At 40.7% G+C, this 423-nt stretch carries 1 pseudogene; it reads left to right on the top strand.

What is annotated here, in order from left to right:
- A pseudogene (locus CWC11_RS20765) lies at nt 1-423 on the top strand (ferric-rhodotorulic acid transporter); the annotation flags it as partial.

The raw sequence follows: 423 nt of genomic DNA, 5'->3' as shown, positions 1-423 counted from the left end.
AAAAAGCGTAATAATCAGTTTTCTGTTGGTTATGGTGAACACGGCAGTGCGCAAGCAGCGTTGAATCTTTCGAGGCAAGTGTCGGATGAAACACGGCTCTATGCCAATGTAGCATTTAATAAACGCTCAGGGGATAGCTATTTTGGAGGTGCTGTAAAAGACCCGTCAGAATCACTTTTTGTTGTATTTGGAGGTAGTCATCAAGCGTTAACATGGCAAGTAAGGTTTAACCGTACTCAACTTGATGAGTTTTTAAATCTTTCCCGTTACTCCCCTGAAAATGAGCATAAAAGTGAGAACTATGCAGCAACATTTGAATATCATTGGCAAGCTACTGAGCAACTGGAGTTAACGCATAAGTTAAGCTTTATTGAGCATAATATCGAAAGTGCAGGGCTTATCGTTACAGCAGCAGAAATTGGT

The organism is Pseudoalteromonas sp. S3178 (assembly GCF_005886985.1).
GTDB classification, from domain to species: Bacteria; Pseudomonadota; Gammaproteobacteria; order Enterobacterales; family Alteromonadaceae; genus Pseudoalteromonas; species Pseudoalteromonas carrageenovora.
This window is presented reverse-complemented; position numbering and strand designations above follow the sequence as displayed.